The organism is Nocardioides sp. 616 (genome assembly GCF_002930065.1).
GTDB lineage: Bacteria > Actinomycetota > Actinomycetes > Propionibacteriales > Nocardioidaceae > Nocardioides > Nocardioides houyundeii.
The window spans coordinates 153,100-167,454 of the sequence record NZ_POAG01000010.1 but is presented as its reverse complement, the minus strand read 5'-3'; the positions used below and the strand labels follow the sequence as shown (position 1 = coordinate 167,454).

General features: G+C 72.8%; 19 protein-coding genes. 1 reads left to right on the top strand and 18 read right to left on the bottom strand.

The window, feature by feature from the left end:
- Position 1: 1 nt before the first annotated feature.
- The 15 genes from C5H89_RS02770 to C5H89_RS02700 form a co-directional block, all read right to left on the bottom strand.
- A complete protein-coding gene (locus C5H89_RS02770) occupies positions 2-1,189 on the bottom strand; it encodes a flagellar hook-length control protein FliK (RefSeq protein ID WP_104105559.1) in 1,188 nt (395 codons plus the stop codon).
- Positions 1,186-2,214: a transglycosylase SLT domain-containing protein gene (locus tag C5H89_RS02765; protein WP_104105558.1), complete on the bottom strand. Its 1,029-nt coding sequence runs from the start codon at positions 2,212-2,214 to the stop codon at positions 1,186-1,188. Before C5H89_RS02765 ends, C5H89_RS02770 begins: the two co-directional genes overlap by 4 nt.
- Positions 2,211-2,684: a flagellar FliJ family protein gene (locus C5H89_RS02760; protein WP_104105557.1), complete on the bottom strand. Its 474-nt coding sequence runs from the start codon at positions 2,682-2,684 to the stop codon at positions 2,211-2,213. The genes C5H89_RS02765 and C5H89_RS02760 overlap by 4 nt, the downstream gene beginning before the upstream one ends.
- Positions 2,681-3,985, bottom strand: a complete 1,305-nt coding sequence (locus C5H89_RS02755) for a FliI/YscN family ATPase (RefSeq protein WP_104105556.1) — start codon at positions 3,983-3,985, stop codon at positions 2,681-2,683. Before C5H89_RS02755 ends, C5H89_RS02760 begins: the two co-directional genes overlap by 4 nt.
- Complete coding sequence (locus C5H89_RS02750; protein ID WP_162799179.1) at positions 3,982-4,683, bottom strand: FliH/SctL family protein; 702 nt, start codon at positions 4,681-4,683, stop codon at positions 3,982-3,984. Before C5H89_RS02750 ends, C5H89_RS02755 begins: the two co-directional genes overlap by 4 nt.
- Positions 4,667-5,683, bottom strand: coding sequence for a flagellar motor switch protein FliG (fliG, locus tag C5H89_RS02745; RefSeq protein WP_104105554.1), 1,017 nt, complete (start codon positions 5,681-5,683; stop codon positions 4,667-4,669). The genes C5H89_RS02750 and fliG overlap by 17 nt, the downstream gene beginning before the upstream one ends.
- Entirely contained in the window at positions 5,680-7,269 is a 1,590-nt protein-coding gene (gene fliF, locus C5H89_RS02740) for a flagellar basal-body MS-ring/collar protein FliF (protein WP_104105553.1), read from the bottom strand. The genes fliG and fliF overlap by 4 nt, the downstream gene beginning before the upstream one ends.
- A complete protein-coding gene (gene fliE, locus C5H89_RS02735; RefSeq protein WP_104105552.1) occupies positions 7,269-7,595 on the bottom strand; it encodes a flagellar hook-basal body complex protein FliE in 327 nt (108 codons plus the stop codon). Before fliE ends, fliF begins: the two co-directional genes overlap by 1 nt.
- Positions 7,595-7,987: a flagellar basal body rod C-terminal domain-containing protein gene (locus C5H89_RS02730; protein ID WP_104105551.1), complete on the bottom strand. Its 393-nt coding sequence runs from the start codon at positions 7,985-7,987 to the stop codon at positions 7,595-7,597. Before C5H89_RS02730 ends, fliE begins: the two co-directional genes overlap by 1 nt.
- Positions 7,987-8,352 (bottom strand): flagellar basal body rod protein FlgB, encoded by a 366-nt coding sequence (flgB, locus tag C5H89_RS02725; protein WP_104105550.1) that lies wholly within the window; start codon positions 8,350-8,352, stop codon positions 7,987-7,989. The genes C5H89_RS02730 and flgB overlap by 1 nt, the downstream gene beginning before the upstream one ends.
- 181 nt (positions 8,353-8,533) lie before the next feature.
- A complete protein-coding gene (locus C5H89_RS02720; RefSeq protein WP_104105549.1) occupies positions 8,534-9,019 on the bottom strand; it encodes a hypothetical protein in 486 nt (161 codons plus the stop codon).
- On the bottom strand, positions 9,016-9,387 hold the full coding sequence (locus C5H89_RS02715; protein ID WP_104105548.1) for a response regulator: 372 nt from the start codon (positions 9,385-9,387) through the stop codon (positions 9,016-9,018). The genes C5H89_RS02720 and C5H89_RS02715 overlap by 4 nt, the downstream gene beginning before the upstream one ends.
- Positions 9,384-9,878, bottom strand: coding sequence for a chemotaxis protein CheX (locus C5H89_RS02710; RefSeq protein WP_162799178.1), 495 nt, complete (start codon positions 9,876-9,878; stop codon positions 9,384-9,386). Before C5H89_RS02710 ends, C5H89_RS02715 begins: the two co-directional genes overlap by 4 nt.
- 8 nt (positions 9,879-9,886) lie before the next feature.
- Positions 9,887-10,270 carry a response regulator gene (locus C5H89_RS02705; RefSeq protein ID WP_104105546.1) on the bottom strand — a complete coding sequence of 128 codons (384 nt, stop codon included), beginning with the start codon at positions 10,268-10,270 and terminating at the stop codon, positions 9,887-9,889.
- A gap of 1 nt (position 10,271) precedes the next feature.
- Positions 10,272-11,153, bottom strand: coding sequence for a protein-glutamate O-methyltransferase CheR (locus tag C5H89_RS02700; RefSeq protein ID WP_104105545.1), 882 nt, complete (start codon positions 11,151-11,153; stop codon positions 10,272-10,274).
- A gap of 92 nt (positions 11,154-11,245) precedes the next feature.
- On the opposite strand from C5H89_RS02700, the gene C5H89_RS02695 reads away from it, so the two are divergent.
- A complete protein-coding gene (locus C5H89_RS02695; protein WP_104105544.1) occupies positions 11,246-12,307 on the top strand; it encodes a chemotaxis response regulator protein-glutamate methylesterase in 1,062 nt (353 codons plus the stop codon).
- Between the two features lie 26 nt (positions 12,308-12,333).
- Here C5H89_RS02695 and C5H89_RS02690 read toward each other — a convergent pair whose 3' ends face one another.
- The 3 genes from C5H89_RS02690 to fliD form a co-directional block, all read right to left on the bottom strand.
- A complete protein-coding gene (locus tag C5H89_RS02690; RefSeq protein ID WP_104105543.1) occupies positions 12,334-12,642 on the bottom strand; it encodes a hypothetical protein in 309 nt (102 codons plus the stop codon).
- Entirely contained in the window at positions 12,642-13,022 is a 381-nt protein-coding gene (fliS, locus tag C5H89_RS02685) for a flagellar export chaperone FliS (RefSeq protein ID WP_104105542.1), read from the bottom strand. The genes C5H89_RS02690 and fliS overlap by 1 nt, the downstream gene beginning before the upstream one ends.
- 14 nt (positions 13,023-13,036) lie before the next feature.
- Positions 13,037-14,355 (bottom strand): flagellar filament capping protein FliD (fliD, locus tag C5H89_RS02680; RefSeq protein WP_205304825.1); only part of this gene is annotated, 1,319 nt, incomplete at its 5' end.

Genomic DNA, 14,355 nt, shown 5'->3' with positions numbered 1-14,355 from the left:
CTCACACGGTCACGTCGAGACCCGCGCTGCGGGTCCGGGTGGCCGGCTCGTGCGGGAGGGCGTGAGCCCCGGTCCCGCGAGTGGTGCCGTCCGTGGCGTTCTGTCCCTCACGCGTCCGTGCGTGGTGGGTCTGTGGCTCCCGACGTCCGTCGGAAGTGCCGGGACCGGCGCCGAAGCGCGGGTCGGTCCCGGGAGTGGTCTGCGGTCCGAGGTCCCGGACTGCCACCTTGGTGTCGGTGGCGCCGACCAGCTCGAGCAGGCGCACCAGCTCGGGCGTGCTCTCGATCAGAGCCTGGCGGGCCTGGTCGCCGGCGGCGAAGGACACGTGGACCTCGCCGTTGCGCACCGTCAGGATCACCCGGACGTCGCCGAGCGCCTCCGGGCTCAGGGTCAGGGTGATCCGGTGGGTGCCGTCGCCGCGGCTCACCAGCTGGGTGACCTCGGTGAAGACCTGGCCGGCCACCGCGGCGGCTGCCGCGGTGGGCTGGGTCCCGGTCGCGGCCGGCCCGGGGGTCGGGACCGCGGTGGCGACCGGCGTCATGCCCGTCAGGTCCACCCCGGGGGTCGCCTGGTCGCTGGCTCGGTCCCCACCGGCAGCCCCACCGGCAGCAGGGACGGTCGTCACCGCAGTGGCGCCGGGAGCTGCCGGAGCCGCCGCGTCGGGGAGCGAGGTGGGGACTGAGGTGGGGAGCGGGTCGGCGGAGTCGGTCGGAGCGGGCAGGGCCGAGTCTGCCTCGCTCGCGGCTGCCGGCTGGCCGGCACCGGCGGCGCCGGTGACAGCATCAGTGACCGGGCCGGGGTCGGCAACGGACCCGCCCGCGGCGGGCAGCAGCAGCGCGAACCGGCCGGAGAGCTGAGCCGCGAGCTGGGCCACCAGCTGCGCCGGGACCTGCCCGACCTGGTCCCCCTCCGGCGAGGCCTCCTCGACGACCTGGTCGACGACCTCCTCGGCGACTTCGCCGGCGGTGGGCTCGACCACCGCTTGACCGGCGGGCTCGGCGTCCAGCTCGGGGACCGGCAGGCCACCCTCCGGGGCGCCCGGCGCCACACCAGCCTCGCTCCCGGGCAGGGCCGCCATCAGCAGCGCCAGGAAGGCGCCCCCGTTCTCCGCCGGCACCGGGGCACCGGTCGGGGTGGTCTGGCCCAGCACCGCGGTGGCCGCCGGCAGGGCCTGCGTCAGGGCGGTCACCGGGCACCCCCGAGCATCGACATCACGGAGCTGACGTAGTTCTGGGTCTCGGCGTACGGCGGGACGCCGTCGTAGCGCATCACCGCTCCGGGCCCGGCGTTGTAGGCGGCCAGCGCCAGGTCGGTGCGGCCGAAGCGGCCCAGCAGGTCGCTGAGCAGCCGGGCGGCGCCGTCGACGGCCTGGCCGGGATCGAAGGAGTCGGTGACCCCCAGGCCCTGGGCGGTGCCGGGCATCAGCTGCATCAGGCCCTGGGCTCCGGCCGGGCTCACCGCGGCCGGGTTGTAGCCCGACTCCTGCTTGGCGACGGCGGAGAGCAGTTGCGCGGGCACGCCGTACCGTGCCGCGGCCGCGTTGAACAGGTCGGCGTACGGGGCGCTGTCGCCGGCCGGGGCGGGTCCGCTGAAGGTGACCGGGACCCCGGTGGATCCGGGCGCCGCGGTGCTGAACGAGGCGCTGCTCGCGGCGCTGTCGGGCAGGATCCGGCGGATCACGTCGGGGGTGGAGGGCACGTCGATGATCCGGACGTCGAGCCCGGTGCGGGGCGCCTCGATCATCTTGCCGCCGCCGATGTAGATCGCGATGTGGTCGACGCCGTTGTTGCGGCTGGAGTTGTCCCAGGCGATCAGGTCGCCGGGCTGAGCCTCGGCCATGCTGGCCACCGGCCGGCCGGAGGCCGCCTGCTGGAAGGAGACCCGGGGCAGGTCGTAGCCCAGGTTCTTGTAGACGACCTGCACCAGGCCGGAGCAGTCCAGGCCCTTGGTGGGGTCGGTGCCGCCCCAGACGTAGGGCAGGCCGAGGTACTTCTTGGCCTCCTCGACCACTGCCGCCCCGTCCGCGGTGCCGCCCGTGGTGGGGCTGGCGTAGCCGACCGCCGGCGCGGCGGCGATGGAGTCCGTGCTGGTGGTGGCGGTGCCCAGCACGTCGGCGAACGCCGTGGAGGTGGAGGTCGAGGTCCGGCTGGGCGACAGCAGACCCAGCTGTCCCTGGATCTGAGCGATCCGGGCGGTCACGTCGGCGACGCTCATCCGGCCACCGCCTCTTCGCTGGTGGCCCCGGCGGCAGCACCGCGGCCGCGGCTCCACAGCTGGGCGGCGATGTCGTCGAGCTCGCGTGCCTCGGCGCGTCGGCGTGCTGCCTGCCGCGCCAGGGCACGGCGCTCCAGCAGCGACTCCACGGCGGAGAGGCGGGTCTTGTCCTGGGTCCAGTGGGAGCGCGCGGCCGCGGTGATCCGGCTCGAGGCCGCCAGGGTCGCTCCGGCGTCGGCGATCGTCTCGCCCAGCGCCAGCAGCGAGCCGCGCAGGGCCAGGTAGGTCCAGGTGTCGCCCTCGCTCCACTGGCTGCTCTCGGCCAGGCGACGCTCGAGGTCGTCCAGCCGGGCCTGGTGCCGCGCCTGCTCGGCCGCGGCCTGCTGCAGGCCGAGGCGGCTGTCGCGCTCGCGGACGCTGCGCACCCGCTCGACGGCCCGCATCCCGCGGTCGTGCTCGCCGCGGCTCATGCGCCCACCAGCTCGTGCAGCTGCTGCCAGGTGTGGTCGGTGTCGGTGACGTCGTCCATGTCCTGGCGCAGGAAGGCGTTGATCCGGGGCATCAGGCTCAGGGCCGCGTCGGCGTCGGCGTCCGCGCCACGCACGTAGGCGCCGATCTCGACCAGCTCCCGGACGTCGCGGTGCGCGGCCAGCATCCGGCGCAGCCGGGTGGCGTCACCGCGCTGCGCGGGGGTCGTGACCGCCGTGGTGAGTCGCGAGATCGACTCCAGCACGTCGATGCTGGGGAAGTGCCCGGAGGTGGCCAGGCGCCGCGAGAGGACCACGTGTCCGTCGAGGATGGACCGTGCGGTGTCTCCGATCGGGTCCTGCATGTCGTCGCCCTCCACGAGCACCGTGTAGAGGCCGGTGATGCTGCCGGCCGGGGAGGTGCCGGCCCGCTCCAGCAGCCGCGGCAGCAGCGCGAACACGCTCGGCGGGTAGCCGCGCGTGGCCGGCGGCTCGCCGGCGGAGAGGCCGATCTCGCGCTGGGCCATGGCGACCCGGGTCAGGCTGTCCATCATCAGCACCACATCGCGGCCGGCGTCGCGGAAGGACTCCGCGATCCGGGTGGCCACGAACGCGGCGCGCAGCCGCTCCACCGGCGGGGCGTCGGAGGTGGCCACCACGACCACCGACCGGGCCAGGCCCTCGGGACCCAGGTCGGCCTCGATGAACTCGCGGACCTCACGGCCTCGCTCGCCGACCAGGGCCAGGACGCACACCTCGGCGTCGGTGCCGCGGGCGATCATCGAGAGCAGGCTCGACTTGCCCACGCCGGAGCCGGCCATGATGCCGATGCGCTGGCCGCGCCCGCAGGGGGTCAGCGAGTCCAGGGCACGCACGCCCAGCCCGACCTGGGTGTCGATGCGGGGACGGCTGAGCGGACCGGGAGTGGCGTGGTCGACGCTGACCAGCGGCAGGTGGTCCAGGGAGGGGCCGCCGTCGATGGGTCGCCCCAGTCCGTCGAGCACCCGGCCGCGCAGCTCCTCGCCCACGTGGATCCGCAAGGGCCCACCGGTGTGCCGGACCAGCGCACCGGCGGTGAGCCCGGTGGTCGGTCCCAGGGGCAGGCAGACCAGGCCGTCGGCACTGCTGGCTCCCACCTCGGCCAGGACGGGGGAGGCGGCGTCGATCTCGACCAGGTCGCCCACCGCCGCCTTCAGCCCGGTGACGAGCAGGTGCAGGCCCAGGATCTCGGTGACCCGGCCCATCCGCAGCGGGGTCGTGGCGCCGAGGGCGCTCTCGCGCACGGCGGCGGTCAGCGCACTCATGCCAGCACCTGCCGGACCCGGGCCAGGGCGCTCTCGACCCGCAGGTCCAGCGCGTGGTCCTCGACCTCGACGACGGCGTCGGCACGCCCCAGGCCGGGGTCGCCCACGACCCGGACGCCGCGGGTCACCAGGTCGGCGACCGCGGGGTCGCCCACGTGGTCGGGGTGTAGGTGGACCAGGGCGATCGGGCCCTCGGGGGTCAGGGCGAGCACCCGGCGTACCACGTCGGCGCCGGAGACGGTCTGGACCTCGCGGCCCACCAGCTCCTGGGTGAGCGCCCAGGCGAGCTCGGTCGCCTGGACCTCCACCCGGGCGGTGACCGCGGCGAGGGCGGAGTGCAGCTCGTCGGCGGCGTTGGTCAGGGCCTGCACCGCGGCGGCGTGCTCGGCCTCGTGGCGCCCCCGGTCCAGCTCGCCGGCTTCGGCCTGCGCCGCGGCCGCGGCCTGGGTGGCCTCGGCAGCACGGCGCAGTCCCTGGGCCCAGCCCACGGAGTAGCCCTGGGCGCTCGCGGCGGCGTGCGCCTGGTCGGCGACGTCGGCCAGGGTCTGTTCCGCAGCCTCGTCGCCGAGCAGGCTGCCGGGGCCGAGCCGGGTCCACTCGCCGCGGCGCAGCTCGGGCTGGCGAACCACGGTGATCGTGGGCGTCTGGTGCGCGGTGAACGCGGAGGTCACCTCGAGGGCGTCAGTCGACGAACTCATCATCGCTCCCTCGGCGCACCAGGATCTGGCCCTGCTCCTCCAGCTTGCGGATCGTGCGGATGATGCCCTGGCGGGCCTCCTCGACCTGGGTGAGGCGGACCGGCCCGAGCAGCTCGACCTCCTCGAGCAGGTTCTCCGCGGCGCGCTCGGAGAGGTTGCCGGTGATCTTGCTGCGCACCGGCCCGTCCTCGATGCCCTTGAGCGCGAGCGCCAGGTCGGAGCCGTCGACCTCGCGCAGCACCTGCTGCACCGAGCGGTCGTCGAGCCCGACGATGTCCTCGAACATGAACATCCGGCTGCGGACCTCCTCGGCCAGCGAGTTGTCGAGGGCCTCCAGGCCCTCCACGATCTGGCGCTCGGTGGACCGGTCGGAGCGGTTGATGATGTTGACCAACGGGTCCAGGCCCCCGACGCGCGACATCTCGGCGGGCTGCAGCATCGAGGAGAGCTTGCGCTCCAGGGTCGACTCGACCGCCTTGACGATCTCGGGGGAGGTGCGGTCCATGACCGCGATCCGGTGGGCCACCTGGGCCTGCTGCTCCGGCGGCAGGCCGGAGAGCACCAGGGACGCCTTGTCGGCGGTCATGTGGGCCAGCACCAGGGCGATCACCTGCGGGTGCTCGTCGGCGATGAAGGAGCGCAGCTGCGCCGGGTCGGCGCGGTGCAGGAACTGGAAGGGCATCTGCACGGCCATGGCGTTGAGCCGCTCCATGACCTCGCCGGCACGCTCCGCCCCGAGGCTGCCCTCGAGCAGCTCGCGGGCCAGGTCGATGCCACCGCGGGAGATGTGGGTCCGGGCGACCAGCAGGTCGCGGAACTCGCCCAGGACGAGCTCGCTCTCCTCGGCGCTGACCCAGGTGAGGCGGGCGATCTCGGCGGAGACCGCCTCCACCTCCTCGGGACTGAAGTGGGCCAGCACCTGGCCGGCGCGCTCCCGGCCGAGCTGGATCAGCATGACGGCGGTCTTGCGCAGGCCCTTCTGGGCGACGGCGGCGGTCACGAGGGGCGCTCCACGAGCCAGCCGCGGAGCAGTGCGGCGACGTCCTCGGGCTGCTTCTCGACCAGGGCCGCGAGCTCGTCGCGCAGGTCGTCGGACTCACTGCTCTCAGCTGCCTCCAGCGCCATCATGGCGGGGCTGGGGTCGGTCGGCAGCTGCTGCTGGACCCGGGTGGCGGCGTCCAGGCGCAGCTGCTCCACGACGTACGTCGTGGCCTGGGCGCGGGCCTTGGCGCGCTTGCGTCCCTTGAGCCAGGCCAGCAGCAGCATCAGCGCGATCAGGCAGCCGAGGCCGGCGTTGCGCAGCATCTCGTTGCGGGCCGCCTTGGCGTCGGCCTTCGCGGCCGCGTCGAGCTCGTCCACGGCGACCTGCTCGGCCGTGCGGTCGAACGGCATGTCGGTGACCTCGATGGTGTCGCCGCGCTCGGGGTTCTCGCCGATGGCGGCGGCGATCAGGTTGCGCATGTCGGCGGGGCTGACCTTGACCGGGGCGTTGGAGTCCATCACGGCCCCCACGTGCACCGACCGGACGCTGCCGGGGGCCGACTCCCGGGTCTCCACCACGGTGTCGATCGCGTTGTCCTCGGTGGCGGACTCCTTGACGTAGGAGGAGTCCTGGCCGGCGCCTCCGGCGTCCACCCCGCCCTCGGGGCCGACCGTGCCGCCCACGCCCTGTCCGGCGCCGGCGCCGTCGTAGGTCTCGCTCTGCCGGCTGCTGGACAGCGGCGCGCGGTCCGGGTCCGACTCGTACGTCGTGGTCTCACGCACGGCCTTGTCGAAGTCGAGGTTGGCGGTGACGGCGACCGTGGAGTTGCCCGGCCCCAGCACGCGGTCCAGGGTGCGCTGGATCTCCGCGCTCAGGTCGTCCTCGTACTCCTTGACCTGCTGGGTGCGGCTGCTGGCGCCGGCACCCCCCGACGCGCTGTCGGCGGAGAGCACCCGGCCGGCCGAGTCGGCCACGGTGACCTTCTCCGGCGCCAGGCCGTCGATGCTGGAGGCGACCAGGTGGACCACTGCCTGCACCTGGTCGGGGGCGAAGGTGACGCCCTGCTGGGTGGAGACCAGGACGGAGGCGGTCGGCGGGTCCTGCTCGCGGGCGAAGACCTGCTTGGCGGGCAGGGCCAGGTGCACCACCGCGGTGCGGACACCGTCGATGGCCTCGATGGTGGTGGCGAGCTCGCCCTCCATCGCGCGCTTGAACGAGGTCTGCTCCTGGAACTGCGAGGTCGAGAGGCTCTGGTCGTCGAGCAGCGAGTAGCCGCCGTCGCTGCTGGCGGGCAGGCCCTCGCCGCTCAGCGCGATCCGGGTCTCGTGGACCTGCTCCTTGGGCACCATCACGGTGGTGCCGTTGTTGCTGATCTCGTAGGGGATGCCGGAGGCCTGCAGCTCGTCGATGACGGCCGAGGCGTCCTCGGCCGCCAGGTTGGAGAACAGCGGGCTGTAGCTGGGCGTGGCCGCCCACCGGAAGACCATGAAGCCGCCGAGCACCAGGGCGAGGGTGCCGAGGACGGCGACCAGCTTCTGGCCGGTGGTGAATGCCGAGAAGCTGCTCTGCGCACGCGCGAGGCCTCGGCTGAGGTTCTCCTTCATCAGACCTGCATCCGCATGATCTCGTTGAACGCCTCGAGCGCCTTGTTGCGCACCGCGACGGTCAGCTGGGTGGTGACCGAGGCCTCGGTGGCGGCGATCGTGTACTCGTGCATGCTGGCCAGGTCACCGGTGGCGGCCTGGACGGCGAGCTTGTCGGAGCGGTCCTGGACCGCCTCCATCCGCTCGAGCCCGTCGACCACCAGCTCCCCGAAGCCGGCGCCGGGGCCCTGCGGGCCTTGGGCCCCGGACGGGTTGGTGGACGCCGGGGAGACGGTGGGCGCGACGTAGGGGGTGAAGCCGAGCGCTTCGATGCCGCCGATGCTCATCAGCCACGTCCGATCTGGAGAGCCGCGTTGTAGGTGTCCTGGGCAGTCTTGGTGACCTGGACCGAGGCCTGGAAGCCGCGCTGGGCCATCACCATCTGGCTCATCTGGCTGCTCATGTCGATCTCGGGCAGCCGCACGTAGCCGTTCTCGTCGGCCAGCGGGTGGTCCGGGCTGTGGGTCATCCGGCCCTCGGCGTCACCGAGCTCGACGCCGGTGGCGTCCACGCCACCGTCCGGACGGGCCCGGGCGACCACCATCTCGGCCTGGAAGGCGTCCTCGTCGGTCCCGGTGACGGTGTTGGCGTTGGCGATGTTGTGCGACAGCGAGTCCAGCCAGGTCTGGTGCATGCCCAGGCTGCTGCCCGCGATGCGGAGCATGTCGAAGGCGCCCATCACTGGCCCGTCGCCACGGTGCGGAGCAGGGCGTAGCGGTCGGAGACCGCACGGGTGAGCAGCTGGTACTGGAACTGCGACTGCATCGCGTCCAGCGACTCCTTGCGCAGGTCCACGTTGTTGTCGTTGAGCCCGGCCGGCGCGTTGGACGTCGTCGCGCTGGCCGTGACGGTGGCGCGCCCCTCGGCGAAGTCGCCGCCGGCGATCGCGGCGCTGAGCGAGGACTCGAAGTCCACGGCGGTGGCGCGGAAGCCGGGAGTGTCGACGTTGGCGATGTTGTCGGCGATGACCCGCTGGCGCAGCGCGACGCCGTCGAGCGCGGCAGTGAGCGCGCCCGAGACGGCGTCGGATACGGCGAAGGACAAGGCAAGGCCTCTCAAGAGGGGGTTGCCGGTCCTTCGGCGGGGGTGAGCATTCCGTGCTCAGGGAAATCTTCGGCCCTGCGCGTCATCAATTAAGGGGATCTGCGATTTCGGTGGTGAAGACAGGACCATCAGCCACTTTCGACACCCACAGTGACTAGTCCGGGTGGTCGCGAGTGACTAGTCACAGCGGGGTGAGGACCACCGAGAGCACTCCGGAGCCGTAGCCGGCCACGTCGATGCAGACATCGGTGCGTCGTCCCAGGGTGAGCGCCCGGGCCAGCACGTCCTGGGGCACGGCGGCACCCGCGGCGTGCACGGCGTACAGCCGGAGGTGTTCGGCGCCGGGCACGTTGAACAGCGTCACCGCGATGTTCAGCACCTCGCGCAGGTTCTCCTCCAGCAACGGGGTGAGCATGTTCCAGTGGATGGAGTTCAGCGCGACGCTGCGCGGCACCAGGCCGATGGCCGCGCCGGCGTACGCCGAGAGGTCCAGGTCGAGTCCGACCAGCGCGGCGACCTGGAGCGAGTCGTCGACGTAGACCCCGAACGTCACGGGCCGGCGCTCGGTGGGAGCCAGCGGGGACGCCGGAGCGATCTCGATCCGGCGGTCCAGCAGATCGGCGAACAGGTCCCGGATCTCCTTGGACAGGGGGAGGTGGATGCTCATGCGGTGTGCGGCAGCACCGCCGAGATCATCTCCGCGAAGACCTCGGGGGTGAACGGCTTGGCGATGAGGAACTGGGCCCCTGCGGACGCAGCTCGGGTGCGCATGTCGTCGGACCCCTCGGAGGTGACGAAGCCGAAGGGCACCGTCGAGCCCGACGCGCGGATCACGGCCAACGCGTCGATCCCGCTCATCTCCGGCATGTTCCAGTCCGAGAGGACCAGGTCGGGGCGCTCCCTGGAGACCAGGTCGACCGCCTGGCGGCCGTTCTCCGCCTCCACGACCTCGTGACCGGCGTAGCCGGCCTGGCGCAGGGTGCGGATGATGATCTGCCGCATCACCCGGCTGTCGTCGGCGACCAGGATCTTCACCGCTGCTCCCTCGATGCCGTCGCGCGCCCGGCGTGCACCGTGACGTCGAGCGGCTCGCCGGCCCAGGAGGAGCACAGGCGCACCACGCGAGCCTGGTGGGAGCCGTGCGCGAAGCGCCCGGCGGCCACCAGGGGCAGGGACAGCCGGCTCGGGCCGGGGACCAGGCCCTTGACGTTGCCGCCCAGCATGTTGACCAGCTCGCCGACCGCGTCGACGAGGTCGGCGTCGGCCAGGTCGTCGGCGTCGGCGTCGAGGCCGAGCAGCGCCCGGGTGACGCGCTGCGCGCAGGCACGCGTGGTCTCCAGGGAGACCATGCCGTCCCAGGCGCCCCGGATGGTGACGCTGGCGGACCAGTCTGGGATGAACGTGTTGTCCTCGACGAACAGCAGGGGGATCTGCTCGCCCAGGAACGTGGTCCACACCTGGTGGGTCAGCGTGCGTACGTCGTCGGCCCGCGGGTTCGCGGCCGCGGCCGCCTGCTCCGCGCTCATGGCCATGATCATGAGAGCACGCCGGCCTCGACGAGACCGAGGAGCTCGAGCTTGTCCTGGATGGCGTCCGCGGTGAACGGCTTGATCACGTACTCGTGGGCGCCGGCCGCGAGCGCCCGCACGATCTGCGAGTGCTCGCTCTCGGTGGTCACCATCATCAGGGTGATGTCGCGCCACTCGCGGACCTTGCGGACCTCGGAGACGAAGGTGCAGCCGTCCATCACCGGCATGTTCCAGTCGACCAGGCACAGGTCGGGATGGAGGCCGGCGGTGAGCAGGCCGAGGGCCTCGGCACCGTGGGCCGCCTCGGTGGCGCCGATGCCGAGCTCGTCGAGGATGCGACGCAGGATCATCCGCATCGCGCGTGAGTCGTCGATGATCAGGGCGTGCACGTCAGGCTCCCATCGCCGTCAGGTCGTGGTCTGTGAGTCGGTCGAGCCCCGGCCGGGGCACGTGCACCCGGGGACGCGGCGCGGGACGGTGCAGCATGACGCGGCCGCAGGTCTCGCGGGCCCATCGCTCGCCCAGGTCGAGGCTGGTCTCGGCGGAGCCGAGCACCAGGTAGCCGTTGGGCGAGATGACGTCGCGGACGCCGTCCAGGACCCGCTGCTTGGTCTCGTCGTCGAAGTAGATCAGCACGTTGCGCAGGAAGACGACGTCGAAGCGCGGCATGGCCGGCAGCTGTCCGGCGAGGTTGAGCCGGCTCGGGCGCACCATCTCCTTCAGCCGCTGGGCCACGGCCCACTCCGACCCTTCCCGGGTGAAGTAGTCGACCAGGGAGGTCGCGGGCAGGCCGCGGTTGACCTCGACCTGGCTGTAGAGCCCGGCCTGGACCCGCTTGACCATCGTGGGGGAGACGTCGGTGGCCCAGACCTCGGCGCGCCAGTCCCGTGGCAGGTGCTGGTCGAGCACCATCGCGATGCTGTAGGGCTCCTGGCCGCTGGAGCACGCGGCGGACCACACGCTGAGCCGGCGAGGGCCCTCGGGTCTGGCGAAGATCTCGGGGAGGATGCCGGTGGCCAGGGCGCGGAAGGGCTTGTTGTCGCGGAACCAGGAGGTCTCGTTGATCATCAGCGCGTCCACCACCTTGCCCTGCTCGGTGACGTCCTCGCGCACCGCCGACACGTAGGACTCGAGGTCGGGCTGCCCAGCGGCGACCGCCAGGGGGAGGAGCCGGGCCTCGACCAGGTACTCCTTGCCGAGCGCGTAGACCATGGCGGTCTCGCGGTGGACGAGCTCGCCCACGTAGGCGAAGCTTTGCTGGGAAAGGCTCACGTGTGCCTCATCGGTCGTTGTCTCGCCCTCCTGAGCGAAACCCGCCCGCGATCCTCCTCACCTCGCCCCCGGTCCGGCCGATGACTTGGGACGTGATACGTGTGCTCGTCGTCGACGACTCCGCCCCCGTGCGTCGTCTCGTCACGGTGGCACTGGAGATCGACCCGGACATCCAGGTGGTGGGCCGCGCCGTCGACGGCCGCGACGCCCTGGCGCAGGTCAAGGCGCTGAAGCCGGACGTGGTGACGCTGGACATCGAGATGCCGGTCGTCGACGGGCTGCAGGCCCTGGCCCGGCTCCGCGAGCGCTACCCACGGCTGCCCGTCATCATGTTCAGCACGCTGACCGCGCGGGGCGCGGCCAAGACCCTGGAGGCCCTCACGCTGGGCGCCTCCGACTTCGTCCTCAAGCCGACGACCACCGGCAGCGTCGCCGAGAGCGTGCGCGAGGTGCACGACCAGCTGGTGCCCCGGATCAAGGGCCTGGTCGGGGTCTACCGGATGTTCGCACCCGGGTCGACGCACGCAGGCCCGCAGCCGGCTGCGCTGACGTCCCTGGCAGCGGCCGGGGCGCCTGCGGCAACGCCGGAGGTGCTGCTGGTGGGCGCCTCCACGGGCGGCCCGGACGCGCTGAACCAGCTGCTCCCCGCCCTGCCCGGCGACCTCGCCGTGCCGGTGGTGGTGGTGCAGCACATGCCCCCCGTCTTCACCACGATGTTCGCCGCCCGGCTGGACCGGGTCTGCGCGCTGGAGGTGCACGAGGCCGGCGAGGGCGACGTGCTGCGCCCCGGGCACGTCTACGTCGCGCCCGGCGGTCGCCACCTCGCGCTGGTGGCCTGCGCAGAGGGGGCACGCACCGCGCTGCTCGACACCCCGCCCGAGAACTTCTGCCGCCCCGCGGTGGACGTGCTGTTCCGCTCCGCGGCCGCGGTCTACGGTCCGCGCGTGCTCGCCCTGGTGATGACCGGGATGGGCCAGGACGGCGCGGCCGGCAGCCACGCGGTCGCGCTCCGCTCGGGCCGGGTGCTGGCCCAGGACGAGGCATCTTCGGTGGTCTGGGGGATGCCCGGGGCCGTCGTGCACGCGGGGCTCGCGACCGAGGTCCTGGCGCTGGACGCGCTGGCGCCCCGCCTGATCGAGCTGCTGGCCCGCTGAGCGGGTTGAGCTGAGCCGGCGTACGCTCAGGCGCGCAGGTCGAGGTACGACGCGGCCACGGGCGCCGCGGTGGCGCGGTTGACTCGGCTGGCGAACTGCTGCTGTGCGGCGTTGCTCGCCAGGGCGGCGGTCACGGCGCTGCGCAGCGCCGTCTGGCGCTCCAGGAGCGCCTGCGCGCGAGCCACCAGGGAGCGCGGCAGCGGGCCGAGGTCGGGCTCGGACCAGGCCGGCACCGGGGCCGGCTCGGCGCCGTCGGCGAGCAGTTGCTCGACGAGGTCCAGGTCTGCGTCCAGCCGGTCCAGCTCGCTCGTCCAGGTGCGCTCCTCGCTCGGCATCAGCTGGCGGCCGCGTGCGAGAGAGCGGCCTCGCGCCAGGTGTCGCAGAGCTGCTCGGCGAGCGTGAGGCAGTGGGCGGTGAGGGTCACGTCGCGGCGGGTGTTGGCCATCATCAGCTGGTTCAGCAGCCAGTCGTAGAGCGAGCCGAGGGCGGCGGCGCCGCTCCAGGCGTCGACCTTGAGGCTGGAGCGCAGCTCGATGACGATGTCCTGGGCGTGCAGCAGCTGGGTGTGGGCGCCCTGGTGGTCGGCGCTCTCCTGGGCGGCCTTGGCGCGCTGCACGTCGAGCACCAGGCGCTCGCACAGCATCACCAGGAGCCGCTGCGGGCTGGCGGTGTTGATGGAGGCGCCGAGGTAGGCGTCGCGCGCGTTGTTGACCATCGTCGTCATCCTTATCAGTACGTCGGGAGCGAGTCGATCTGACCGGAGAGCCAGGAGGACTGGCTGTTCATCTGGTTCAGCGCGGTCTCCAGGGCGGTGAACTGCCGGGTCAGGGTGGTGCGGCGCAGCTCCAGGCGGAGATCCCACTGGGCGACGGAGTCGTTGAGGCGCTTGATGCCGTCGTTGCGGCTCTGGATCACGCCGCCCAACGCGCCGCTGAAGGGCTCACTGGCGGTCTTGGCGACCTGCTGCACCCGGGCGGCGAATCCATCGGCCGTGGGACCGAAGGCCGCGGCGACCCGTGCGGGGTCGGCCTCGTAGGCCTTCGCCAGTGCCGTCTCGTCGAGGACCAGCTTGCCGTAGCGGTCGACCTGGAGCCCGAGGCCGGCCATGGAGGATCCGTCGCCGGGGTAGAGAGCCTGCCCGAGGGCGGTCCGCAGTGAGCGGATGGTGGAGTCACCGGCCAACACGCCCTTGGGGCCGGTGGCCCCCGAGGCGGTGGCGGTGTCCAGGTCCTTGAGCAGGGTGTTGACGTCGTCGACCAGCGACTTGACCGACGCCATCAGAGTGGTCGAGCTGCGGGCCACCGCGATCTCGGCGGTGCTGCCCGGGGCGACCGAGGCGGCCAGCGTGACGCTGACGCCGGGCAGCAGCTCGGAGAAGGTGTTGGTGGCCGAGGTGGCCTGGATGCCGCCAATGGTCACCTGGGCGTCCTGGCCGGCGCGCGGTGCGGCCCCGCCCAGCAGGGGCGAGCCGTCGAGGTTGGTCAGGGCGAAGTCGGAGGCCTGCCCGGTCGAGGTGGACTCCACCAGCAGGCGGTAGGAGCCGTCGGCGACCCGGACCGCGGAGGCGCGGACCCCGGTGGCGTTCGCCGGGTCGTTCAGCGCGGTGACCAGGCCCGCCAAGGTGCCGTCGGTCGTCAGGTCCTGCGCGGTCCCGTCCAGCTTGTCGAGCCGGACGATGGTGGAGCCGCTGGTGACCGCGTCGGTGAGCGCGACGGGGGTGGTGAAGGCCAGCTGGTGGGACAGGGCGAGCCGGTCCACGGTCACCGAGAACGACGTGGCGGCCGTGCTGGCGGTGGCGGTGGCGCTGACGCCGGGCAGTGACGAGGTCGCGGCCAACGTGCTCCAGGTCTCGCCCTTGCCGGTGTCGCCGGCCTTGGTGGCGAGTCCGGCCAGCCTGCTGTTGAGGGCCTGGAGCGCCTTGACGGCCGACTCCTCGGTCTTGACCCGGGTCTGCAGCCGGGTCTGGCCCACGGTCTCCAGCTGCATGAGCTGGTCGACGATGCTGGCGCCGTCGAATCCCGACAGGCCGCTGACGCTTGCCACGGGGC

Bases quoted from the DNA above. Each gene is read 5' to 3' on its own strand.
- C5H89_RS02765 (WP_104105558.1), bottom strand. From the start codon at position 2,214: ATGAGCGTCGCCGACGTGACCGCCCGGATCGCTCAGATCCAGGGACAG.
- C5H89_RS02710 (WP_162799178.1), bottom strand. From the start codon at position 9,878: ATGAGCGCGGAGCAGGCGGCCGCGGCCGCGAACCCGCGGGCCGACGAC.
- fliS (WP_104105542.1), bottom strand. From the start codon at position 13,022: ATGGTCAACAACGCGCGCGACGCCTACCTCGGCGCCTCCATCAACACC.
- C5H89_RS02755 (WP_104105556.1), bottom strand. From the start codon at position 3,985: ATGAGTGCGCTGACCGCCGCCGTGCGCGAGAGCGCCCTCGGCGCCACG.
- C5H89_RS02690 (WP_104105543.1), bottom strand. From the start codon at position 12,642: ATGCCGAGCGAGGAGCGCACCTGGACGAGCGAGCTGGACCGGCTGGAC.
- C5H89_RS02730 (WP_104105551.1), bottom strand. From the start codon at position 7,987: ATGGGCGCCTTCGACATGCTCCGCATCGCGGGCAGCAGCCTGGGCATG.
- C5H89_RS02750 (WP_162799179.1), bottom strand. From the start codon at position 4,683: ATGAGTTCGTCGACTGACGCCCTCGAGGTGACCTCCGCGTTCACCGCG.
- C5H89_RS02720 (WP_104105549.1), bottom strand. From the start codon at position 9,019: ATGAGCATCCACCTCCCCCTGTCCAAGGAGATCCGGGACCTGTTCGCC.
- C5H89_RS02760 (WP_104105557.1), bottom strand. From the start codon at position 2,684: ATGAGCCGCGGCGAGCACGACCGCGGGATGCGGGCCGTCGAGCGGGTG.
- fliF (WP_104105553.1), bottom strand. From the start codon at position 7,269: ATGAAGGAGAACCTCAGCCGAGGCCTCGCGCGTGCGCAGAGCAGCTTC.
- fliE (WP_104105552.1), bottom strand. From the start codon at position 7,595: ATGAGCATCGGCGGCATCGAAGCGCTCGGCTTCACCCCCTACGTCGCG.